At 57.9% G+C, this 23,134-nt stretch carries 20 protein-coding genes; 10 read left to right on the forward strand and 10 right to left on the reverse strand.

The genetic code is table 11. From position 1 onward, the window contains the following. Positions 1 to 25: 25 nt before the first annotated feature. The 3 genes from ACQUTG_RS05450 to ACQUTG_RS05460 all read left to right on the forward strand — a co-directional run bounded on the left by ACQUTG_RS05450 (position 26) and on the right by ACQUTG_RS05460 (position 3,515). Positions 26 to 1,246, forward strand: coding sequence for a Bcr/CflA family multidrug efflux MFS transporter (locus ACQUTG_RS05450; RefSeq protein ID WP_428918401.1), 1,221 nt, complete (start codon positions 26 to 28; stop codon positions 1,244 to 1,246). Positions 1,247 to 1,584: 338 nt separating this feature from the next. Next, positions 1,585 to 2,082, forward strand: coding sequence for a thiol peroxidase (tpx, locus tag ACQUTG_RS05455; RefSeq protein ID WP_428918402.1), 498 nt, complete (start codon positions 1,585 to 1,587; stop codon positions 2,080 to 2,082). Between the two features lie 149 nt (positions 2,083 to 2,231). Then, on the forward strand, positions 2,232 to 3,515 hold the full coding sequence (locus tag ACQUTG_RS05460; RefSeq protein ID WP_428918468.1) for an MATE family efflux transporter: 1,284 nt from the start codon (positions 2,232 to 2,234) through the stop codon (positions 3,513 to 3,515). 27 nt (positions 3,516 to 3,542) lie between these two features. Here the strand turns inward: ACQUTG_RS05460 and ACQUTG_RS05465 are convergent, their stop codons facing one another. Further along, the gene (locus ACQUTG_RS05465; RefSeq protein WP_091998134.1) at positions 3,543 to 3,989 is read right to left on the reverse strand and encodes a thioesterase family protein; all 447 of its coding nucleotides are present in this window, start codon (positions 3,987 to 3,989) and stop codon (positions 3,543 to 3,545) included. Between the two features lie 287 nt (positions 3,990 to 4,276). Between ACQUTG_RS05465 and ACQUTG_RS05470 the strand changes: the two genes are divergently transcribed. The 3 genes from ACQUTG_RS05470 to ACQUTG_RS05480 all read left to right on the forward strand — a co-directional run bounded on the left by ACQUTG_RS05470 (position 4,277) and on the right by ACQUTG_RS05480 (position 8,433). After that, on the forward strand, positions 4,277 to 5,914 hold the full coding sequence (locus ACQUTG_RS05470) for an MBL fold metallo-hydrolase (protein ID WP_428918403.1): 1,638 nt from the start codon (positions 4,277 to 4,279) through the stop codon (positions 5,912 to 5,914). Between the two features lie 130 nt (positions 5,915 to 6,044). Further along, positions 6,045 to 7,445, forward strand: coding sequence for a succinylglutamate desuccinylase (locus ACQUTG_RS05475; protein ID WP_428918404.1), 1,401 nt, complete (start codon positions 6,045 to 6,047; stop codon positions 7,443 to 7,445). Positions 7,446 to 7,497: 52 nt separating this feature from the next. Continuing rightward, the gene (locus ACQUTG_RS05480; RefSeq protein ID WP_428918405.1) at positions 7,498 to 8,433 is read left to right on the forward strand and encodes a DMT family transporter; all 936 of its coding nucleotides are present in this window, start codon (positions 7,498 to 7,500) and stop codon (positions 8,431 to 8,433) included. Here the strand turns inward: ACQUTG_RS05480 and ACQUTG_RS05485 are convergent. Continuing rightward, positions 8,430 to 9,623: a MalY/PatB family protein gene (locus tag ACQUTG_RS05485; RefSeq protein ID WP_428918406.1), complete on the reverse strand. Its 1,194-nt coding sequence runs from the start codon at positions 9,621 to 9,623 to the stop codon at positions 8,430 to 8,432. The genes ACQUTG_RS05480 and ACQUTG_RS05485 overlap by 4 nt on opposite strands. A gap of 180 nt (positions 9,624 to 9,803) precedes the next feature. Between ACQUTG_RS05485 and ACQUTG_RS05490 the strand changes: the two genes are divergently transcribed. The 3 genes from ACQUTG_RS05490 (at position 9,804) to ACQUTG_RS05500 (ending at position 14,210) form a co-directional block, all read left to right on the forward strand. Continuing rightward, positions 9,804 to 10,691 (forward strand): AEC family transporter, encoded by an 888-nt coding sequence (locus tag ACQUTG_RS05490; protein ID WP_428918407.1) that lies wholly within the window; start codon positions 9,804 to 9,806, stop codon positions 10,689 to 10,691. Positions 10,692 to 10,703: 12 nt separating this feature from the next. Beyond that, complete coding sequence (locus ACQUTG_RS05495) at positions 10,704 to 11,594, forward strand: prenyltransferase (protein WP_428918408.1); 891 nt, start codon at positions 10,704 to 10,706, stop codon at positions 11,592 to 11,594. A 114-nt stretch (positions 11,595 to 11,708) separates the two neighbouring features. Next, complete coding sequence (locus ACQUTG_RS05500) at positions 11,709 to 14,210, forward strand: acyl-CoA dehydrogenase (protein ID WP_428918409.1); 2,502 nt, start codon at positions 11,709 to 11,711, stop codon at positions 14,208 to 14,210. Between the two features lie 46 nt (positions 14,211 to 14,256). Here ACQUTG_RS05500 and ACQUTG_RS05505 read toward each other — a convergent pair whose 3' ends face one another. Both ACQUTG_RS05505 and ACQUTG_RS05510 read right to left on the reverse strand, forming a co-directional pair. Beyond that, positions 14,257 to 14,568 carry a hypothetical protein gene (locus ACQUTG_RS05505; protein WP_428918410.1) on the reverse strand — a complete coding sequence of 104 codons (312 nt, stop codon included), beginning with the start codon at positions 14,566 to 14,568 and terminating at the stop codon, positions 14,257 to 14,259. 84 nt (positions 14,569 to 14,652) lie between these two features. Beyond that, positions 14,653 to 15,618: a LysR family transcriptional regulator gene (locus ACQUTG_RS05510; protein ID WP_428918411.1), complete on the reverse strand. Its 966-nt coding sequence runs from the start codon at positions 15,616 to 15,618 to the stop codon at positions 14,653 to 14,655. 348 nt (positions 15,619 to 15,966) lie between these two features. On the opposite strand from ACQUTG_RS05510, the gene ACQUTG_RS05515 reads away from it, so the two are divergent. Continuing rightward, a complete protein-coding gene (locus ACQUTG_RS05515; protein WP_428918412.1) occupies positions 15,967 to 16,848 on the forward strand; it encodes a DMT family transporter in 882 nt (293 codons plus the stop codon). Between the two features lie 344 nt (positions 16,849 to 17,192). Here ACQUTG_RS05515 and ACQUTG_RS05520 read toward each other — a convergent pair whose 3' ends face one another. From ACQUTG_RS05520 to ACQUTG_RS05545, 6 genes are all read right to left on the reverse strand, one after another. After that, complete coding sequence (locus ACQUTG_RS05520; RefSeq protein WP_428918413.1) at positions 17,193 to 17,831, reverse strand: metallophosphatase domain-containing protein; 639 nt, start codon at positions 17,829 to 17,831, stop codon at positions 17,193 to 17,195. A 2-nt stretch (positions 17,832 to 17,833) separates the two neighbouring features. Beyond that, positions 17,834 to 18,121 (reverse strand): hypothetical protein, encoded by a 288-nt coding sequence (locus ACQUTG_RS05525; protein WP_428918414.1) that lies wholly within the window; start codon positions 18,119 to 18,121, stop codon positions 17,834 to 17,836. Between the two features lie 677 nt (positions 18,122 to 18,798). Further along, entirely contained in the window at positions 18,799 to 19,569 is a 771-nt protein-coding gene (locus ACQUTG_RS05530) for a hypothetical protein (protein WP_428918415.1), read from the reverse strand. A gap of 362 nt (positions 19,570 to 19,931) precedes the next feature. Next, on the reverse strand, positions 19,932 to 21,194 hold the full coding sequence (locus tag ACQUTG_RS05535) for a hypothetical protein (protein WP_428918416.1): 1,263 nt from the start codon (positions 21,192 to 21,194) through the stop codon (positions 19,932 to 19,934). Between the two features lie 89 nt (positions 21,195 to 21,283). Continuing rightward, on the reverse strand, positions 21,284 to 21,844 hold the full coding sequence (locus tag ACQUTG_RS05540) for a hypothetical protein (RefSeq protein ID WP_428918417.1): 561 nt from the start codon (positions 21,842 to 21,844) through the stop codon (positions 21,284 to 21,286). Between the two features lie 605 nt (positions 21,845 to 22,449). Beyond that, on the reverse strand, positions 22,450 to 23,034 hold the full coding sequence (locus tag ACQUTG_RS05545; protein ID WP_428918418.1) for a hypothetical protein: 585 nt from the start codon (positions 23,032 to 23,034) through the stop codon (positions 22,450 to 22,452). Positions 23,035 to 23,134: the final 100 nt, after the last annotated feature.

Below are 23,134 nucleotides of genomic sequence, written 5' to 3' on the forward strand. Positions count from 1 at the left end.
CTTTTGATAACGCAACAGGACCGCGATGCTCACACTCACTAGTGTCTGGACAACGATTTTATTGGCAGCGGCCGTCGCCCTGGGCCCCCTGGCGACGGACATGTACCTGCCTGCGCTGCCGCAAATCGGCAGCGACTTCGGTACCGGCACCGACCAGGTCCAGCTGACACTGAGCCTTTACATGGCGGGCTTTGCCATTGCCCAGCTGATCTGCGGACCTCTTGCCGACCGGTTTGGCCGCAAACCGATCATGATTGGCGGGTTTGTCCTGTTCGCACTGGCCAGCCTCGGTTGTGCCCTGGCCACCAACATTGAAACCCTCCAGGTCTGCCGCTTCCTGCAGGCTCTGGGCGGTTCCGCCGGGCCGGTCCTCGGCCGTGCTGCGATCCGGGACATCTACACCCCGCGCGAAGCCGCGAAGATCCTCGCCATCCTGGCCAGCATCATGGCCGTGGCACCGGCGGTCGCACCAACCATCGGCGGTGTACTGGTGACCGGCCTGGGCTGGTCGTCCATCTTCATTGCGCTCGGCGCTTACGCACTGATCATGGCGGTGGTGGTCGCCTACGGCATCCCCGAGCCCATGCGCCCGGAGCATCGGCAGCCGCTCAAACCCCGAGCCCTGGTCCATAACTATCGTCGCATCATCACGGACGTCAGCTTCCTGGGCTATTCGCTCACCAACGCCGCGATCTTCGCCGGACTGTTTGCGTTCCTGTCCGGTTCCTCTTTCGTACTGATCGATTTCCTCGGTGTCGATCCCCGGCACTTCGGCCTCTACTTTGCCTGCATGGTTGCCGGCTTCATCATCGGCAACCTCACCGCCGTGCGCCTCGGTCGCCATCTCCTGACCGATCAAATCCTCGTTCGGGGACTGATAGTTGCCGTAGCCGGCGGAACCACCATGGCTATCCTGGCATACGAGGAAATGTACAACGTCTGGGCCGTCATCCTGCCCCAGGCCCTGTTCATGATCGGAACCGGCATGGTCCTCCCCCAGACCATGGCCGGCGCCCTGGCCAACTTCCCCACCATGGCCGGCTCCGCCTCCGCCCTCTTCGGCTTCATCCAGATGGCCCTCGCCGCCATAGCCGGAGGCCTCGTCGGCCACTTCCACGACGGCACCTCCCTGGTCATGGCCAGCATCATCGCCGTATGCTCCGCCATCGCCATGGCCTGCTACCTGATCCTGGTCCAACGCCACCCGGCTCCCGGCTTCGAGCCGCAAAGTGCGTCCACTCGATAAATAAAGCTCCGATTTTCGTTGCGGGCTGCTTCGAGGTTCGGGGGGCGATCAGGGCCATGCTTTCCAAAACTGTGCGGAGCCATGGATGGCGGAGCTCAAGCGCCACAGGGGTGAGGCCGAGCGTTTATGAAGCGAAGCTTCATGCGACAGCCGAACGACTGCAATCTATGATTGCAGGCTGGACCCCGGAGGGGTGCGAAGGAGCGTGTTTTGGAAAGCAGGCCCCTACCCGGACTGGCACCCAACCAAAACAGCGATAATGACAATCAAAGTCATCCAAACTAGTCTGGGAGGAGTAGATCAGTAAAACCCCAAACCGGACTCAACAAGGAGCCAAAATGAGCAAAGTCACCCTGGACGGCAACCCCATCGAACTGAGCGGCAAATTCCCCCAACCGGGCGACAACGCTCCCCCCTTCACCCTGACCAACAGCGGCCTGGAAGAAGTCAAACTCGACAACTGGAACGGCAAGCGAAAGATCCTGAACATCATTCCCAGTATCGACACCGGTGTCTGTGCCGCCTCCACCCGCAAATTCAACGAGAAAGCCGGCAATCTGGACAACACTGTCGTACTGGTTGTCTCCGCCGACCTGCCCTTCGCCGCCTCACGCTTCTGTGGTGCCGAAGGCCTGAAGGATGTGGAAACCCTGTCCACCTTCCGTAACTACTCGTTCCAGCAGGACTACGGCGTCGCCATCCAGGATGGCCCGCTGGCCGGCCTGTGTGCCCGTGCCGTTGTGGTGCTGGACGAAAACAACAAGGTGCTGCACAGCGAGCTGGTGAACGAGATCAAGAACGAGCCGGACTACGACGCTGCCCTGAACGCACTCTGATACCCTCCCGATCGGGTTCGGGGTGATCCCCCGGACCCGACATCTTATCTGCGTTATACTCTCCTGCCTTTTCACTCACTCCTGAAACCACGCAGGCTGTTTTGAACCAGACACCCGAAAACACGAGCCTAGGCCGTCAGCTCTATGACATGACCTGGCCCATGCTGTTCGGCGTTCTGTCCCTGATGACCTTCCACCTGGCCGACAGCGCCTTCGTGGGTCAGCTCGGGCGCGATCCGCTGGCCGCACTGGGGTTCACCGTGCCTATGCAGCAACTGGTCAGCGGCATGTATGTGGGCCTCGGCATCGCTACCACCGCCATCATCTCCCGCACGCTGGGCCAGGGCGACGAGATCCGGGCCCAACGCCTGGGTGGGCTGGTTGTCACTATCGGTGCCAGCCTGGCGATGATCCTGTGCCTGTCGGTATGGCTGCTTCAGACGGTGATCCTCGACCTATTGGGGGCCGAGACCGCCCTGCGGCCGGTGATCCGGGAGTACTGGGCGCCCTGGCTGGTGTCGGCCTGGACCGGAGCCATGCTGTATTTCGGTTACGCCGTCTGCCGCTCCAATGGCGATACCAAACTGCCCGGCTACATGATGATTGCCACCAGCCTGATCAACATCGCCCTGGATCCGCTGTACATCTTTGTTTTCGGCTGGGGTCTGCCGGGTGCGGCCTGGGCCACAATTACCGCTTTCGGGCTGGGCGCGCTGGTGGTCTACCCGGCCCTGATAAGGCGCCACTGGCTCAGGTTTGATCTGCTCCAGCTGAAATTGGCCGCAGCCCTGCGACAGCTTGGCAGCATCATGGCACCGGCCATGGTCAGTCAGTTGATGCCACCGGTCTCGGCCATGCTGGCCACGGCGCTGGTGGCCGGTTTCGGTTCGGCGGCAGTGGCGGCCTGGGGGCTGGGTACCCGGCTCGAATTTTTCTCGATCGTGGTGGTGCTGGCTCTGACCATGTCCATGCCGCCGATGATCGGGCGTCTGCTGGGGGCCGGTGAAGTGGAGACCATCCGCCGACTGGTGCGCATTGCGGTCCGGTTTATCGTGGTCTGGCAACTGGCCCTGGCACTGATCTGGCTGGCGGCTTCCGGTCTGGTTTCGACGCTGTTTACCCGGGACGCAGATGTCCAGGACATACTGGTGAACTATCTGCTGCGGGTACCGCTGAGTTACAGCGGGTTGGGGGTGTGTATGCTGATGGTCTCGGTGAACAATGCCCTCGGGCTGCCGATGCGCGCACTGCTGATTTCCACCCTGCGGCTGTTCGCCTGGTACCTGCCGATGCTGTGGCTGGGCTCGCAGATCTCCGGGCTTACCGGGCTGATGTCAGGGGCGCTGGTGGGCAACCTGCTGGCCGGCACCACCGCCTATTTCCTGTACCGTCAGGGCATGACCCATCTCCGCCAGCAGGAAGCGCCCGCCTGATTGCGGGCACTTGCTGAACCGACGGATTCAGGAATCCCCTGATTCGCTCCCCGCGAAGCGTGACCGGAAGCTGTCCGGCATGGGTGCCACTTGCCGGCGCTGGTAGTCGAAGAAGACAAAACCATACTTGGCCAGAGCGACGGGTTGGCCGCCGTCGGCCTTGGTGACCCGGAATACGAAGTCACCGCCGTACTTGTTGAAATCCATCAGGCCGACCTCGAAGCGCAGCATGTCCGGGTAGAAGGATTCGGACTGGTACATGGTGGCGAGGTCGGTGATGATGATGCCGATGTCCTGCCGGTCGCTTTCTTCCACGCCGTATTCCACGAGGAACTGGGCCCGGGCTTCGGACAGCATGGAGATGAGGGCGTCGTTGCCGAGGTGGTTGGCGCCGTTGATGTCGGTGATGCGCACGGGCATTCTGGTTTCGAAGACGAAGGCGTCGTCCGGGAAGGAGAGTTTGATTCGGGCCACGATTGGTCACCTGTCTGGATGCGGGTTGCTGTTGCCGCGAATCATACGCTCTTGGGTTTTACTGTTCACCCTGTGGCAAATTCAGTTATCTTGCTCTTTATCTTATCTCCGCGCATCGACATTTGGAGCGAGTGGCGATCGGGGTGAGCTTTCCAAAACCCGCTCGAGCACGTCCATGTGGCGCTTGAGCTCCGCCATCCTTGGCTCCGCACAGTTTTGGAAAGCTCACCCCGATCACCACCCAGCCCCCTGACGCGCACTGACGTAATGTACATAACGGAAACACTATGGATATACGCCCTGCCGCCACACTGATCCTCCTACGAGACACATCCGAGGGGCTTCAGGTTCTGCTCCTGCAACGGACCTGGAAAGCCGCTTTCATGCCCGGGTACTTTGTTTTTCCTGGTGGGGCGGTGGACGTTCAGGAACCCCATGGCCGTGAACACGCCATAGGTCCGGCCGATGCCGAGATCAGCCAAATCATGAGCCTGGATGAAGGTGGTGCCGATTATATGCTGGCTGCCGTCCGGGAGTGTTTCGAGGAGGCAGGGATTCTGCTCGCGCTGGATGAGCAGGGGTCGCTGGTCGACGCCGATCACCCGGTCCGGAAGGAGCGGATACCGCTGTTCAAGGGTGAGGTTTCGCTCGCAGAATTGTGTCAGAAAAATGCCCTGACGATTCCCCTGGACCGGGTGGCTTATCTGAGCCACTGGATTACGCCACCCGGACCGCCGCGGAGGTTTGATACCCGGTTTTTTGTGGCGGCGGCGCCGGAGGGGCAGGATGCTTCCCATGACGGGGTAGAGACCATTGATCATGTCTGGATCGATCCGGCCGAGGCCCTGGAGGAGCATCGCAGCGGCAAGCGGTTGCTGGGGCTGCCGACGATCCGGACGCTGCGGGTGCTCAGCGATTTTGACACCACCGAAGCGGTCATGCGCTATGCCCACGCCAATCCGCCGGAACCCTATCCCAGTCAACCGTGGCCGGCGGTGCGCAAGGGCAAGCCGGTCACCCTGGAGCCCGGCTCGCCGGCTTATGATGAAGCGGCCAAGCTGGATCCGGAAGGCGAGGGATCCACACAGGCGGAGATCGTGCCCGGGGAAGCGGTGGAGATTGCCGCCGGTGTGGTACGGCTTACCGCGCCAAACCCGGGCATGATGACCGGTCCGGGCACCAATACTTACCTGCTGGGGCATGAGCGGTTTACGGTTCTGGACCCGGGCCCGGATGATCCAATCCATATAGAGCGGATTCTGGAGCTGACCGGGGGCGTGATCGATCAGGTGGTGGTGACCCACACCCACATCGACCACTCGCCGGGTACCGCCACGCTGAAAGAAAAGACCGGTTGCCGTGTCTTCGGCTGGCCCGCGCCTGCCGGTGCCTCCCAGGACCAGTCGTTTGCGCCGGACGACCAGCCGGAGCACGGCGATCTGATTGTCACCGGGGCCGGACTTCTCAAGGTGCTCCATACCCCCGGCCATGCCTCGAATCATCTGTGCTACCTGCTGGTGGACCAGGAGCTGTTGTTTTCCGGTGATCACATCATGCAGGGTTCGACCGTGGTCATTAATCCGCCGGATGGCGACATGAAGGCGTACATCGAGTCACTCTATGAGCTGCTGACGGAACCTTTGAGTTACATCGCGCCCGCCCACGGTTTCCTGATGGCCCGTCCCGAAGCGGTGATCGACTTCCTCATCACTCACCGCCTGTCCCGTGAGCACAAGGTGGCCAAGGCCCTCAAGGAGTTGTCCCCGGTCGGCCTGAAAGACCTGACTGCCAGGGCCTACGACGATGTACCGGCGGCGATTCATGGTCTGGCCGCGCGCTCGGCGCTTGCGCACCTGTTGAAGCTGGAAGCCGATGGTCGTGCCCGGGAAGAGGAGGGGCAGTGGTTCGGTAATGATCACACCTGATCATGGCAGCCTGCCCGGGTTCAAGGAGCCTCTGATTAATGAAACGGGCATTAAACCTTTGTCACAGCTGTATCCATCGCGGCCAATGTGACTCTATCCTTTAGCGCCAAACCACGAACGTTGAGGAACTATGCTGTTTGACGCCTCCCGAACACCGGGCTTCCTGTTGGCACTGGCCGCCACGCTAGGTCTCTCCTCTCTGCCCGCGCTGGCCGAGGACTCCCCTGCCAACTCCACCAGCGAGACGGCCCCGAAGGAGGTCCGGGTGGCTGAACTGGCGGAGGATGAGGATGTCGAGGACATAGAGCAATCCGAACCTCTGGAATCAACCACAACGGAAACGCGAACGGAACCGGAGTCCGGCCCCGATACCGGCGCCAAACAGCAGGCCACGCAAGAAGAGCCGGCCCAGAAGGTTGCCCCGAACATTGACCTGAAAGAAGTCGTGCCCGAGCCCACGCCGTCAGCTACCGTGACCACACCTGAACCCGAAGCCGGCCGGGAAAGCGAAAAGGAAGCGGCACCGGAAACCGCCCAGACCAAGCCCGAGCCCGAGCCGGTGCCGGCGAAGGCCACCAGCTTTACCCTGCTCGGCAATGAGGTACTGCCGGGCACTTCGACCCGACTGGCCTGGTCCCCAGGCATCCAGATCGCAGGGCTGTCACAGCCCACGCCGGTACTGGTGGTCAACGGCGCCAATGCCGGCCCCACTCTTTGCCTGACCGGGGCGATCCACGGGGATGAGCTCAATGGCATCGAGATCATCCGCCGTACGGTCTATGATCTCAATCCCGACAAGCTCAACGGCCGCGTCGTGGGTATCCCCATCGTCAACCTGCCGGGGTTCCAGCAAGGCAGCCGCTACCTCCCGGACCGGAGGGACCTGAACCGGCACTTCCCCGGCAGCGAGGACGGCAGCCTGGCGGACCGGATTGCCCATTCCCTGTTCGAGAACATTATCCGCCGCTGCAATATGCTGGTGGATATCCACACCGGTTCGCTGAAACGCACCAACCTGCCGCAACTTCGGGCCGACATGAACAACCCGGATGTGGCTACTTTCACTCAGGGCTTCGACCGCATGGCAGTGGTGCACAGCACCGGATCGCCGGGCATGCTCCGCACTGCCGCGGTCGAGGCGGGGATCACCACGGTTACCCTGGAAGCCGGTGAATCCCATCGCATCCAGGAACACCAGATCGAGGCCGGTGTGAACAGCCTCACCAGCCTGATGGAAAAGCAGGGCATGATCTCCAGGATGTTCGTCTGGGGGGATCCGGAGCCGATCTATTACGATTCGGACTGGATACGCGCTGCTCATGGCGGCATTCTCTTCAGCGAGGTGAAGCTGGGAGACCGGGTCACCGAGGGCGAAATACTCGGTTATGTCGCCGACCCGATCACCAATGCCCAGCATCCGATCCGCTCCAGTGCCAATGGCCGAATCATCGGCATGGCGGTGGACCAGGTGGTGATGGCCGGCTTTGCCGCCTACCACATTGGTACGGAGGCAGAAGTGCCAGGAGAGTAGTATGCTAGTCGTTTTTTCACCCAGCGGATGAAAAACGACGGGAGAACCGCTCTTGGCTTCGTCACAGTCCTTCTCGAAATCCAAGGCACTGGCCTACACCGGGCTGGTGCTGACGCCCCTGTTCTGGGCCGGTAATGCCGTGGTTGCCCGGGGCACCGTGCAGGACATACCCCCCCTGTCCATGTCGTTCTGGCGTTGGATCATCGCCCTGGCGATCCTGTTGCCCTTTGGCCTGCCCGGGGTCTTGCACCACCGGCAGGTGATCCGCCAGCACCTCGGCTCCATGGTGGCGCTGGCCACCTTCAGCGTGGCCGCGTTCAACTCGTTGCTGTACTACGCTGCCATCACCACGACCGCCACCAACATCGCCCTGATCAACGCCACCATCCCCATCTTCGTGGCCCTGCTGGCCTGGCTGATGCTGGGCGACCGCACCCGCCCTATCCAGGCCCTGGGTATCGGCCTGGCAGTGCTCGGCATCCTGGTGGTAATTGCCCGGGGCCGGCTGTCGGTGCTCACGGGCCTGCAGGCCCAGCCCGGTGACCTGATCATGGTCGCGGCGGTGTTCAGCTGGGGCCTGTTCTCGGTGCTGTTGCGCCGCCAGGCGGTACCGCTGCCGGCGCTGACGTTCCTTACTACCCAGATCCTGCTTGGCACCCTGATCATCCTGCCGTTCTACCTGATGGACCTGTTTTTCTTTGCCGGCGGCTTTGACCTTTCCCGCGATACCGCCCTGCCGCTGCTCTACTTCGCCATCTTCCCCGGCATTCTGGCCTACGGGTTCTGGAACCACGGCGTGCATACCATTGGCCCCGGGGGTGCTGCCATTTTCATGTATCTGACCCCGGTTTACGCGTCCGTCCTCGCCGGACTGTTCCTGGGCGAATCCCTGGGGCTATTCCATATCGTCGGAGGTGGCCTGATTCTCGTGGGACTGTTGCTGGCAACACGGGTCAAGCGACCCGCGTTTCACAAGGCCGAAGACTAGGCGGGTCGTGCTGCGGCCATTGCCCGCTCGATCCGATCCAGCACCTCCACGAGGGTCTGGCGTGGGCAGCCAATGTTCAGGCGCATGAAGCCGCTGCCAGGCCCGCCAAAGCTGATACCCGGATTCATGCCCACGCCGGCGTCCTGGACAAAGAACCGTTTCAGGCCGGCATCGTCCAGCCCCAGTTCGCGACAATCCAGCCACATCAGGTAGGTCCCTTCGGGCGCGAAGGTGGTGATGCCGGGCAGGCGGCCTACGGCATCGACCACATAATCCCGGTTCCCCTGCAGGTACACCGTCAACTGGTCCAGCCAGGTGCCACCAGCCCGGTAGCCCGCCTCAAATCCGGCCACGCTGAACGGGTTACATTGGGGCAGGTGCATCTGATCAAACACAGCCTTGATGGCCTGGCGACGGGACTGATCCGGAATCACGAGGGCTGAGAGCCCGAGTCCCGGCATATTGAAGCTCTTGCTCGGCGCCACTGCGGTGACCAGGGCATCGTCCGGCTCGGCCAGGCTGGCCAGCATGGCATGGCGAGGAGCATCGGGGAACACAAGGTCACAGTGAATCTCGTCGCTGAGCACCACCAGATCATGGCGTCGCGCAATATCCAGTACGGCCCTGAGTTCTTGCTCCGACCACACCCGGCCCACCGGATTGTGCGGCGAACACAACATCAGGACCCGGTTTTCCGGCCGCGCCGCACAGGCCTCCAGATGGTCCAGATCCATGGTATAGCGAATTCCGCCATCCTCGGTCCTGTCAGCACCCAGCGGGTTCTCGACGACAGTCCGCCCGGTCAGCTTCACCGAACTGAAAAACGGCGGGTACACCGGCGGCTGGATGATCACGCCCTCACCGGGGCCAGCATAGGCGAGGCAAGCCGCGTGCAGCGACGGCACCACCCCCGGCGCCATCAGGATCCACTCCCGGCGGATCTCCCAGCCGTGCCGCTGCCGGAACCAGTCAATCATGGCCTGGTACAGGGACTCCGGGAACAGGGTGTAGCCGTAGACCGGGTGCTCGGCGCGCTGCTTCAGTGCCTCGGTTACCGCCTCCGGGGCCGCGAAGTCCATGTCCGCCACCCAGACCGGCACGACGTCTTCCCGGCCAAAAACCGCCTTGCGGGCGTCGAACTTTACGGAACAGGTGTTCTCACGGGACAAAGGTTGATCAAAACGGGGCACCGGTGCTCTCCAGGGTCGGAATTCGAACTGACTATATCGGTTATTGTGTCCACCGCGAGGGTGTCAGGCAAACCCTTGGGCTTTGGTCGAATTCCCGACAATAGCATTTGCCAAGTTCCGCGTTACTTGCGAACCTAACCGTTTATTCATCCGACTTTTCCTGTTTGCCGGAGCCCTCCAATGCTTGGCCAGATTCTTTCCACGATGTTGCCGGTGTTCCTGATCACCGGCTGTGGCGCCCTTTACGGCCGTTACCGCAGCCCCGATATAAAGGGCCTGAACGTGCTGAACATGGAGCTATTTGTGCCCCTGCTGGTGTTTGCGGTACTGGCGGACCAGCAGGCGCCCCTGCAGGAATACGCCAGGCTTGCCCTGGGCGCGACTGTGGTGGTGCTCGGCTCCGGCATCGTGCTGTACCCGTTGGCCAAGGCACTCAAGCTGAACCTGAAAACCTTCCTGCCGCCGATGATGTTCAACAATTCCGGCAACATGGGCATTCCGGTGCTGCTGCTGGCCTTCGGTGATGCGGCCCTGCCCGCGGCCATCGTGTTGTTCATCGTCGAGATGCTGCTGCATTTCAGCGTGGGGCTTTATATGCTCGATCCCCACACCTCAATCATCCAGCGCCTGAAGCTCCCCATCGTGTTCGCGTGCGTTGCCGGCCTCGCGGTCAACCTCAGCGGCATCGCTCTGCCTGACACCCTGCTGGAGAGCATGAACATGCTCGGTGAGGTGTGTATCCCGCTGATGCTTTTTGCTCTGGGGGTGCGCATGCTCGACATTGATTTCAACGACTGGAAACTGGGCCTGCTGGGGGCCATTGCCTGCCCCGCCAGCGGCCTGTTGCTGGCCTGGCCGCTGATTGCCGTGCTGGACCTGCCGGGTCTGCAGGCCGCCTCACTGTGGGTGTTCGCCGCCTTGCCTCCGGCGGTGCTCAATTATATGGTTGCTGAGCAATACCAGCAGGAGCCCCACACGGTGGCGTCACTGGTCCTGCTCAGCAACCTCGGCAGCCTGATAGTGATGCCGATCGTGCTGGGACTGGTGTTTGCCGCGGGTTACGTATAAGGAAAATACAGCATGTCCGAAGCGGCTGCGGTAGTTCGCGCCTTTCGCCCCAACTTCCTGGTGCTCGCCCCTCTTTGCGCCGGACTTGGCGTGGCCGTCGCCTGGCAACAGGGTGGATCGCCAGCGCTGATCGACACTGTTCTGGTCTTCATCGGCGCCCTGCTCGCCCACGCGGCGGTCAACCTGTTCAACGAGTACGAGGACTTTGTCTCCGGCCTGGATATGATCACCCGTCGCACCCCCTTCTCCGGCGGTAGTGGCGCGCTGCCCGAAGTACCTTCGGCGGCAAAGGGCGTGCTCGCGGCCGCCATCGGAACCCTGGGCGTGGTGACGGCCATCGGCCTGTATTTTCTCTGGCAACGGGGGCTGCCCATGCTGGTGCTGGGCGTTACCGGTATTGTCCTGGTGCTGACCTACACCCGCTGGATTACCCGCCGGCCCATCCTGTGCCTGGTCGCACCGGGCCTTGGATTCGGACCGGTCATGGTTCTGGGTGCCATCGTCGCCCTGGGCGGCAGGATCGACACTTCCGCCCTTCTGGTAACCCTGGTCGCTCAGTGCCTGGTGAGCGAACTGCTGCTGATCAACCAGATTCCCGATGCCGATGCCGACCAGAAGGTGGGCCGGCGTCATCTGGTCATTACCCTGGGCCGAACGGCCGCCGCCCGACTGGTCGCGGTGCTCTTGCTTGGCAGTTATGTTCCTGTCCTGGCGGGCGCTCTGCTGGGCTGGTTACCGGCGTGGAGCGCCCTTGCCCTGTCCACCTTGCCGGTCAGCCTGTGGATTTCCCGGCAACTACCTCTCGTGCTCCACAACCCGGAACAGCTCAACGCGGTGCTGGGAACGAACGTGGCCGTCCTGCTGTCCACATTGGCGTTACTGATTACCGGACTCAGCCTCTGAAAGCCAACCGGGTTTCCCATCCGGACTTGATCCCGATCCTTGCAAGTACAGGGACTTTGGCCGATGGTTAAGGTCAGATTTTGTTGATTTCATTCATGATATGGAGGTCTGCCCATGAGCGTTCTGCTATTACTGATCAGTGCCCTGGTACTGATCTACCTTGGCATCGGAGGCACCGTGGCGGCCGCGGTGATGGCCATTGCGACGGTTGTCGGCCTGTTCCAGGATGAATGGCATATTCTCAGCATCATCTTTGGCGGCATTTTCCTTGCTCTGGCGTTGATCCTGGTCATTCCCGGCGACCTGCGCCTCGATAAAATCAGCCGCCCGCTGCTGGGCTGGGTTCGCAGCCGCCTGCCCAAACTTTCCGATACCGAACAGGAAGCGCTCAGCTCCGGTTCCGTGGACTGGGATGGCGAACTCTTCTCGGGCAAACCAAACTGGAACAAACTGCTGGACGCCAAGCCCGCGCACCTGACCAGCGAGGAGCAAGCCTTCCTCGATGGCCCGGTGGAAAAGCTCTGCGCCATGCTCGATGACTGGAAGATCACCCACGAGCATTACGACCTGCCGGACAAGGTCTGGAAATTCATCCGGGAGAATGGTTTCTTCGGCCTGGTGATTCCCAAGGAAGATGGCGGACTCGGTTTCTCCAACACCGCCCACTCCGAAATTGTCATGAAGATCTCCACCCGCAGCGTCTCGGCGGCGGTCACTGTCATGGTGCCCAACTCCCTGGGCCCGGGTGAGCTCCTGATGCACTACGGCACCGACAACCAGAAACAGCATTACCTGCCCCGCCTCGCCCAGGGCGAGGAAATTCCCTGCTTTGCCCTGACCTCCCCGGTGGCCGGTTCCGACGCGGGCGCCATTCCGGATAAAGGCATCGTCTGCAAGGGTGAGTGGAACGGCGAGGAAGTTCTCGGCCTGAAGGTGACCTGGAACAAGCGTTACATCACCCTGGCCCCGGTGGCCACCCTGATCGGCCTGGCCATCAAGGTCTACGACCCCGACCACCTGGTGGGCGAGAACGACGACGTGGGCGTGACCTGTGTGCTGGTTCCAAAGGACACTGACGGTGTGAACGCCGGCGCCCGCCACCTGCCCATGAACACCGTATTCATGAACGGGCCCACCTGGGGCACCGATGTTTTCATCCCCATGGAACAGGTCATCGGCGGCCAGGACATGCTCGGCAAGGGCTGGACCATGCTGCTCGAGTGCCTGTCCATCGGTCGCTCCATCTCCCTGCCCGCCCTGGGCACCGGTGCCGGCAAGGTGGCCAGTCTGGCAACCGGCTCCTACGCCTACACCCGGGAACAGTTCGGCCGCTCCATCAGCCAGTTTGAAGGCGTGCAGGAAGCCCTGGAGCCTATCGCCGGCTATACCTATATGATGGATGCCGCCCGCCTGCTCACCTCCGGCATGCTGGACCGGGGCGTGCGCCCGTCGGTGCCATCTGCGGTGCTGAAGTACCGCAACACCGACCTGATGCGGGAAGTGATCAACCACGCCATGGATGTGGTCGCCGGCCGCGGCGTCATCACCGGCCCCCGCAACTTCCTGGCCCGGGCCTACCAGGCGGTGCCCATCGGCATCACCGTGGAAGGCGCCAACATCCTCACCCGCAGCCTGATGATCTTCGGCCAGGGCTCCATCCGCTGCCATCCGTTCATCGTCGAGGAAATCGAAGCGGCGGGCATGGAAGACGAAGACAAGGCCGCGAAAAAATTCGACGGCATCTTCTACCGTCACCTGGCCCACACCACCCGCAATGCGCTACGGGCGTTCCTGCTGGCGCTGACCGGAGGTGTGATCGAATCGGTACCGCGCCACGGCGAAATCAAACGCCACTACCGCCAGCTGGCCAGGTTCTCCGCGGCCTTCGCCCTGATGACCGACGTCACGCTGCTCACCGTCGGCGGTGGCCTGAAAGCCCGCCAGCGCCTGTCCGGCCGGATGGCAGACTGCCTGGTGCACCTCTACTACGCCACCGCCGTGATCAAGCAATGGCATGAGGAAGGCTATCCCGATGACCAGCGGCCGCTGGTCGAATGGAGCCTGAAAACCTGTATGCGGGATCTGCAAGGCTCCATGCGCGAGGCCATCATCAACTTCCCGGTCCCGGCCCTGCGCTGGCCGCTGCGCCTGCTGGTATTCCCGCTTGGCGCCACCGGCCTCAACGGCCCGGACGACCGCCTCGGTACCAAGGTCGCCCGCACTATCGTCGAGGATACCCCGGTCCGCCAACGCATCAGCCGCGGCGCCTATACCAACATGGACCCGGAAGATCCGCTGGGCCGCGTACTCAACGCCTACAAACTGGCCAACGAAACCGCCGACATGCGTAGTCGGTTGCATGAGGCCATCCGTAACCGGGATGAGGACGAGCTGGATGGCATTGCCCTGTTGATGGGCCACGAGCGCAAGGAACTGGTGGACTGGGCCTGCGCCCAGGGCGTGGTAAAAGCGGATGAATGCGACAAGCTACTGGAAGCACTGACCGCCCTGTACGACGTCATCCGGGTTGATGCGTTCGAAGGCGACGGGCTCAAGGCCCTGTCCCGCTGCGCCAAGGGCAAGCGCAAAGTAGTGGAAAGGTCCGCCCAGGAATAATCAGGAAGGGAAATCGGCGTATGGCACGGGCCATACGCCGCGACCATTAATACCGTCCGTTCAGGATATCCACAATCTCCCGGGTATCCTTGATGATGGTGTAGACCTTGTCCTCGATCTCGACACGCTGGCGACGACCGTCGATATCGTACACCCGACCGTAACGCAGCAGCTCCCGATCGAAGTAATCTCCCCGCCGATAATCCAGCTTCTTCTGCCAACCCGGTGGCAACGGCTGACCGCGCTCGACCTTCTTCTCCAGACCCGGCGGCAGCCCATTGCTTTGGGATGGCTGGGCCATCACTGCCGCGGGCAGGAGAGCACTGACAAGCACAACGGATTTCAACAACAGCTTCATATCGAATCCCTGGTTGGAATTGAACATTTGAATCAGATTACTACTAAGACGTTCCCTGGCCCTGACTCGTTCCTTACCATCTGTTCAGATACCCTCCGAGTTGCTATCACCGCTACTTCGCAAGCCTCCCCGGATCGCCTCATCCACCAACCAACGCCGCAGCATCTGAATACCCCGCTCCCGCCGCCGACTGGTCTTCCAGGCAAAATAGAACTCATCCCCCGTCATCACCGGATGACAGGGTAGCCGGACAAAGTCCTCCGAATCCTTGCGGGTGCTCAACATGTAATCGTTGGTCAGCGCGATGCCCTGATGAAACCTGGCGGCCTCCAGCGCCAGCAACATGTGACTGAAGTGCTGGATGCGCGCACCTGCCGGAATGTCCCGATCCACGGCCTTGTACCACACCTCCCAGTCCCCGGCCGGTTTCTCGAAAATGCTGTGGGTCGACAGCAAAGGAAATTGTGCCACCTCATCCGGCGTCAAGGCCTCGTTATCCGCATCGGCACCTTCACGCCCAAGCTCCCGCCGGATCTTCTGCCAATAGTCCTGGCTGCACACCGGGAACAACTGCTCCACATACAGCAACTCATAACTATAGGCCGGTGAGTCCTTGTGGATGGTGATGAAACAATCCGCCACCCGATCCGACAACACCGGGTTCTCACTGCTCATCTCCAGTGCCAGATCGATCTGCGGATGCAACCGCTGAAGCTCCGGCAACCTTGGCACCAACCAACGCACCGCAAACGAACTGAACACTGACAAACGGATACGGGCTTCCTCGTGCCCCAGCAATTGCTCACTGGCCCGTTCGATCTGCAACAGCGCGGAACTGACCGCATCCAGATACTGCCGGCCCTCATCGGTCAGCGTCAGCGTCCGGCCGCTACGCCAGAACAGCTGCTCGCCGAGGTAGGTCTCCAACTGTTTGATCTGATGACTCACGGCACTCTGACTGACCGCCAGTTCCTCGGCGGCATGGGAGAAGCTGTTAAGGCGGGCGACGGCCTCGAAGACGGGGAGCGCTTTCAGGGGTGGCAGTTTCATTATCTAAATTTCTAATGGGTCAACAATAAAGATCATTTTCTCGGATATTAGCATGATCGTAGACTCACCACCGAAGCCTGTGTCATTCCAACTCGAGATTGAGATTCGATCTCACGAAACGTGGTATTGCTCCAGGCCAGAGCCACCAAGGCTTGGACGGCTACTTTTGTCCTATCAGGAAAAGTGCCTCACCATTTTAATGTGAGATTCCTCCTGTTTTATCTCGTTTTGGCGTTTGTCAGTCGTCTGTCGTGGGTCGGACTTTTCTGGCAGTGACAGTGCTAAATCACATTCAACCAGGCGCGATACGGCTTGCGCCTGCCAAAGCCGGAACCATGGGAGGTCGTCATGTCAGGTAAAACCGTAAATAGCGCCATCCTGTTACTCGTGATCGGCAATGCTATGGCCATTTTGTCTGATGTGTTTATCAAACTGCTGGAACCCGGCGCCCCGATCTTTCAATTCGCTTTCCTCCGTTGTGTGCTCACGCTGGCCTTCCTGCTGCCTCTCGCTGGTCAACTGAACCGGGGGCAGCTGTTCAGCGGTCTGAAGGTCCACACGCTCCGAGCTCATATTCATCTGGGCGGCATCCTGTGCATGGTCGTGGCTCTGGGCAATCTGCCGCTGGCTACCGCCAATGCCCTCTTCTACGGCGCGCCGATTCTGGTGATGGTGTTTTCGGCCCTGGTTTTCCGGGAGCGGCTGACGCCCCTGAGCGTACTGGCCGTATTCAGCGGTTTCACCGGCATCGTAGTAATCCTGCGCCCAGTGGAATTCAACTGGGCAGCCATCGCCGCCCTCGGGTCCGCACTGGCACTGGCAATCAATGCAGTCATGGTCCGACAACTGCCGAAACAGCAGTCAACGGTCCACAAGCTGTTTCTCAATTACCTGCTGATCCTGCCGGCAGCCGGTGCCCTGGCGCTCTGGGAGGGGGCCGAATGGTCGCCCGGCATACTTCTGAGTGCCGCTGGTTCCGCCTTCTTTATTCTCGGCTACAACATCACCGTGCTGTTGGCCTATCAGCAAGTGGACGCCAATCAAGTCACCAGCGCCGAATACACTGGTTTAATCTGGGCAGTGCTGATTGGCTGGATAGGGTTCAATGAGATGCCCGATCTTTGGTTCGCCGTAGGCAGTGCCATGATTGTGGTGCCGCTGATTATGGTGGGGTTGCGTTCGCGTCAGCGGAGCCACCGGGTGCTCCAGGCTCACCCGGTGAATGGTTGAGACCCTCGGCCAATAACGGTGCGAAGGGATTGACCTGCTTCCATCTGGGTGGACCTAATACGGGGTCAGGGTCAAGTAACGAACGTTACGAAGGAGCAGTTGGATTAAACGCTGGGGGCAGGTCACTGGATCGGGTTAAAACCCGTTATTAGCAATTAGTAGCTTGGAATACTAATTAGTATCTGGCGTTACTAAATGCTACTAAAGCACGCCCGTTGGAGCGCAGTATAAAGGGCGTCCGGTGGTGGCCCGAGGGGCTGGAGCAGACTCTCCCCATTCTAGTGGACACTCCTGGCCTAAGATAAGCACAGGAGAATGTGCGAGGAGCAGCCGCGTGATAATTCTCACAAGTCGATTATGATTGGCGGATTAACTGGACGATATTGAGCATCACACGTGCTCGCGTTGGCAAACTTTAGCCCGTCGCTCTCTCGAATCGCAAAGCCATAACTTTCATGAATATGACCGCAGATGTGAGCCTTGAGTTGACGCAGCTCATCGATTTTCTTGGCGAGCGGATAGCAGCCAACGTGTTCACCGATATCAGGAATCCAGTCGAAAATGCCTAATGCTGGTCCGTGCGTCACAAGCACGTTAGTATCCTCAGGGACAAGCTTCAGTCTCTCCCATCTCTCGCCTTCTTTCGCGTTGAAGCTCATCCATCGGAAGATCGGCTGCCAAGGAAAGCCGTAGAATTTCAAGCCTCCGGTCATTGCCGCTTCCCCGCAGAGGTAACTGATTCCGTTTTTCTCACACATTTCGCGGGACCAATAGGGGTATCGAACAAAACAGTGATCGTGATTGCCAGCGATGAGAACTTTGTCCTTGTGCTGCTGAGCGCCCATCCAGCGCGTGAAGTCATCAAGCTGCGGCAGAGAGCCTGATCCGGTGCAATCTCCCGCGTGCACCAGGACATCACCATCGGGTAGAGGCAGCATCTTGTCATGCAGACTGTGCGTGTCTGATATGCAAACAATTCTCACCGCTACTCCCACGGACAGTCTGGACTGCCCCACTCAGCGCCCACGGGCCCCCCGACGGCACCTTGGAGCTTTCTCTTTTTGATCCAGTCGATCGCGATCTTGTCCATGTATTCAGATGGGATTTCAACAACAAGCACGTCCCAGGATTTGCCTTTGAAAGTCTCTTTTTCGACTCGAAATTCCTGCGGATTATTCAGTTCTAGAAAAACTGACTTTGGTTGCTCGCTGAGCAGCTCCTGGTAATACAGGTGATAATTCGGGCCGCTGGAAACTGAAGCTTTTGTGCTCATATCTTGGCTCGCTAGTCGTCAATGCTCTCGAAAAGATTGCTCAGTACCCATCATATTTCATAACGCAAAATAATGTTTAAAAACATATATTTACGTCATTCTCAGTGTATGCCAACATAGTGGACATCGCCAGTCCTAAGTTGCAAAAAGGCGAATGACTTCCCTGGCGCTGGGGCCAACTTGTAGGTTTAGAATTCAATGCCACTGATCTGGAAGAACGCAATGTATTTAGTTTTCAATCACAAACAGACAAAAACAGAAAATGCTTCTTTGCATCTACCTAGAGGGGAGGATGATTAGCATGCGATCTACCAAATACCGCGGCCAAGTCTCTACACGTTTCTTGAGGGTGTCTCGCTAGTTTGATTCCTTGACCTACCCGTACGGCGCGATAAGGGACAAGGCTCGCTGCGGCCGATCTACGCTATGTTGCTGGCTGATCAGGCTACGGTTGTTGCCCCTAGTGAGGAATTTTGGTGGGTTCCGATTGCGGAATAACTACCACCCTACTCAGATTATGACCGCGAGCTCATTGAAGCTCTCGCTACCATCAAATCCCGACTGAATGAGTCAGATTTAAAACATAGCTTGGCAAGGCCAGAGACTGACACCAGAAAGGGCCGGTCGTTGAGGTCGCAAAGCGGACATTGGGGATAATGAGCCACCAGAGCGTTCAGCTACTTACTGAATAGTAGGAGCAGAACTTCTAGAGCTAACCACCCAAAGAAAACAACTATTGATATCGGCAACACCCTTATAAATGCGTCAAGAAGAGATATAGCGAAAAACAGAAATATGTTGTTGTTCATTCCATGCCAAGGGCCACTCACCAAGCCAAAATATCTTGGCCCCCTCTTTCCTGGATCGTCGAAATAAAGACTGGAGTCAGCAGCACGCCCAAGATCTGCTAACGCAACTAGCCAGCTAGAGCCAATCTGCCAGTTTGCCATAGCAAGTGTTACGCCCAAGAGGAACGTCCAAACAAAATCAAAAGAGAGTTCGTAACGGATGCTCGCAAAAACTGCCGCAAAAAAAATGCTCCAGTGGAGAAGAGAAGGGGGATCATCCTTGTCTACATAGACAAAGAGAAACCCATTCCTATTAATGATTGCATCACGCAACCTTTCTGCACCGTGTGTTAAAAGGTGGTTTGTACCGGTTATTTGGAAATAAAGCTCTTCTCGCTCCTTTTTACTGAGATTAATCCAAGCTAAGCGTATGTAATGTATAATATATCTCAGGACGATTACGTGAAAAATGGTAGAAGCTATAAGCACATATATAGCGTTTTCTTGGGCTATAGGAATGCCAAATATTTCCGGGCTTCCGTCTCCAATTGCCCTGTTAACAATGGAGGCGCAGAAGTAGGCCGTTACACCTACAATTAACAAATTAAGCAACTTGAGACTATTGCTCAAAGCGGAGTGTATGTGAGCCTTTGCTTCCATTTCGAGCCCCTAAATACTAAAGCCAAGTTTTTAGCTAGTTTGATTATGATTAGAGAGTTTTAGTTGGCAGCACTGATTCGTTTTCCTTTCTTTCATTTCGCCCAACTATTCTATAATTTTTAGGGGCATGTAAGCCGAAGAGGGCTCAATTATCGAAATTACTTGGCAGTGGTCGTTGGTTTTCGAATCCGAGAGGCTCACGAAAAATTACTGGAGCGTCTTTCGTTTCACTCTCCACTTTATTAGAAAAATTGGGACCCGGAGGTCGCAAAGCGAACATTAAGAATTTGGAATAATGCCCGTCTCATGCGCCAATTTAGAGCCGCGGAGCGGCGGAAAATTAGTCTCTGTGCAGCCGATTGTTAAACCGCACCCCACTTCAGGTAAAACGCGAAAAATGGGTCGGTTATGTGCAATTTTTGCTCATCTTTTTCCCAATCAATAACAGGTGTTGATGCTTCATCATTCGCGGCGATATCCGCAATGCGCTCCAAGACACGCGTTACTTCATGGGCTTGAGGTGGCGCCTCATTAAGGACTTGTCGAATTGCAGAACGCAATTGCTCATAATCCACGGTTTCTAATCCAGGAGAAAGAACGCTAAGGGCCTTTAGAACGACACCATAAATGTCGGCGGTTCCACCTTGGCTCAGCTCCCTTTGAATTCGATCGGAACGCTGGCGTGGACCTTTTGAAAGCTTGTCATAAATAACCTTGCCGGTACCTTCAGCAACCTGACGAAACAGGCCCTCGGGTACAGAATAAATTGTCACTCCGGACCGAACAGTCTCAGTTACTCCTTCCCTAAGCGCTAGACGTTGGCAGAACTCCTGCATTAAGTGAGGACTGCCATAGGCCTCTGAAGATAGCTTTTTACTGATTCCTGAAGCTAACTTAATCCTTAAAAGCGGAAAACCTGTCCGTGCTATCTGCTCAAGCTCTTCGCCCGTCCAAGATGGTACTTCAATGTCCTCTATACGCCCGGTCATTTCTCTTTCGACTTTTACTGCGTCGTACCGTCTGTGGGGGATCGCAATGAGCACCACAGGTAGACCCTCAAAGATTAGGGGCTTCAATGCCCGAATGACTGAACCTTGGAAGTCCCTATCTAAATAGTGGAAGTCGTCAACTATAATTGATCCGTCAAAATCGCGTAATGCGCGAAGCGCCGCAGTTCTGGGGGTCAGCTCCAATTTCTTTGCGGTTCCAGCCGTGTCGCCCTTGCTGAGCCCCGTTTGGGTCTTTCCTTTTAAATCAGCAACAAGAGGCACATTTATTCCGCCCTGTACTTCCCCCTCCACCGATTTTGTACTCGATGCGCTGTTAGTTTGCTCGAATGTCGACGACTCACCTAGCTCGTGAAGGATAGATGTCCAAAAATCGTTTTCGGAATCAACGCTACCACCATCAATCCAGATGTTCTCTCCAACATTGGCCCTTGGTAAAACCGTGTTGACCAGTACAGTCTTGCCAGACTTTGTCTGTCCAGTAACCGTGATTAATTTATGAAGATTTTCCACAGCATTTCGCAATGAGACCTCTAAATTAATTGCTTCACGAGGTACGTACGTCAATTTAGGCATACCGCCCGGGACGAAAACTTTTGGTGTTCTGTATTTTTTCACTATTTCTTCCCTATGCGGTTTAACGTCAAGCTTTGCGGCAATTGTGGAACCGCGCGGCGGTGGAAGAATTGCCCGGCAGCAGCGACTGGTTATGCCTCTTCTAATTTGGCTTTAACCCTTGCTGCCAGATCGGCGTAGTTTCGAGCTGTTTCAGGTGTGACATCAGAGTCGGTACCATGCACTGCATCATTTCTGATCCGCCGAAGCTTATCTAGCATTTGCAAAACGCCTTGCCCCAAGGCTGGAGTGTCTAAGTTGTTCCATTGTATGCTTTGAATTCTATGGTGAGGCGCTGTGTGTGAATTGGCATACTCAATACCGTGCCTTTTTTCATAGTCGGTCATTGCCTCCTCAACTGATAGCCAAGCGTCCAAGATAGCTCCTCTCGGGCTGTCCTCGGCGAGTCTATTGATTCTTGCTCGCTCCGAATCTGAATCAGCTTCCGTAACAGCACCCAAAGCTTTGTCAGCGCTGATTGCTGCCGCCTCTACCTCTTGCGCAAGATCAATTTCAGAGTCTTTATGTTTAATTTTTGTGATTCTTGCCAAAAGGTTGGCTACTTCCGCACGCAAGAGAATCACTATGACGACCACTGCTATGGGCCATGCTAGGGCTTTGATCGTTGCTGCTGTGAAATCTAGGAAATCCATAACACCCCGTAGGCGGAACGCCAGCAATAAACGGCGCCCTGACAAGGGCGTCCGGTGGAGGCCCATCGAGCCGGAATTTAATTGCCTTGTTAGGCAACTGGTCACTACAGCTGAGAGAGAATCAACCGAGCTTCATTTTCCATGCCCATTTCAGCAAGATATTTAGCAAAAATGTGCCAAGGAGGAATATTGCTCCTATAACCTGGGTCATCAGGGCCTGTGTACATTCCGCCACCTGGCCCTGTATAAAGGCCACCGTCCGGACCAGTGTACAAACCACCACCAGGGCCGGTATATGCACCCCCGCCGGGACCCGTATAAAGTCCACCGCCTGGGCCCGTGTACAATCCTCCACCCGGCCCGGTATACATTCCACCTCCGGGCCCGGTATACATGCCACCACCTGGGCCGGTATACGCACCTCCCCCTGGGCCTGTGTACATTCCGCCACCTGGCCCCGTGTATAAGCCACCTCCAGGTCCCGTGTACAAGTTACGTGGCCACATAGCGTTCTCCTTTCTCTATTTTTGCCTAACGCTTTTGTCTAGCGGCGCCCCGACAGGGGTGTCCGGTGTAGGCCGCAGGTCAGAACAAACAACAACTTGTTAGGCCTGCGGAGGGGCCCCGAGAAAACTGCCCTTGATCTCATATTTCCCTCCAAATCCGTGTGGACCTTTCCAATAAACCGATAAAAGCTTGGTTAAACGACGACCATAGGCGGCAATCAACCATTCATATTTCTCCCAAAGCCCTTCATCGAGGGTAGATGGTTGAACACTGGTCTCTTTGCTAAGCGCACACGGATACCTAGCCCAAGATTCATTGCCCTCCTCAAATGCTTTCAGAGTGCCCCGACCCTTTGTCTTGTATGGGATGTTAGTAGATTTTTCTGCGAGGTCAGTGAGTTTGTGAGACTTCAGAAATTTAGAAAGCTTGCCGTTAGAAATCCAACCCGGGTTCTCGTAAACCAAGAATGCCTTAATCGCATTCTCCAGAGCAAAGGATGCAAGGAGGAAGGTTGATCTGTTCGTATTGTCCCAAGTTGCCTTGTTTCCAGACCTATAATCATGATGTGTGAGGTGCCCGCGACCAAAGCTTTGCCTCAATTCGACGGCCTGCCCGTGCAGATCGTCAGCAACCAAGAACCAGCTGTGTGGACATGCCAAGTCTACGAATTCCTCATTGGTCATCATGTTCCCTGATGTTTGATTCACTGCCTAACGCTAGCAGCATGCGCGCCAATGTAATGGAGCCGAAGGCGCAATGTAATTGGTGTCGCCGTGCCTGCGC

Source organism: Marinobacter sp. DUT-1, from assembly GCF_050379415.1.
In the GTDB taxonomy this organism is placed as follows: Bacteria; Pseudomonadota; Gammaproteobacteria; order Pseudomonadales; family Oleiphilaceae; genus Marinobacter.